Raw genomic sequence first — 263 nt, forward strand, 5'->3', positions numbered from 1 at the left:
CCTAGACCTCTGAGTGCCAAATGGGCCTCATTGTATGGAACCAGCCGAGAAGGTTCAGCGCTTTGTGGTGCTAGTCGCGTTCAGCGCCTGGGCGTCGGCGGTCGCAGAGCCGGAGGCACGTCGGGGTGCCTCTTGGTGAGGCCCTTGAGGTGGCCTTCGTAGATCACGGTCCGGTCGAGGGGGACGCGCGGCTTCTGCGAGTCGCCCCAGTCGAAGCCGTCGGCGATGACGACAGAGCGCCATTCCTCGTATCCGTCGCCCTG

At 65.0% G+C, this 263-nt stretch carries 1 protein-coding gene; it reads right to left on the reverse strand.

Annotated features, from left to right (window positions below):
• Positions 1-80: 80 nt before the first annotated feature.
• A partial coding sequence (locus SB658_RS24780; RefSeq protein WP_410603052.1) for a hypothetical protein occupies positions 81-263 on the reverse strand: 183 nt, incomplete at its 5' end.

Source organism: Bacillus sp. SIMBA_008 (assembly GCF_046535495.1).
Lineage (GTDB): Bacteria > Bacillota > Bacilli > Bacillales > Bacillaceae > Bacillus > Bacillus subtilis.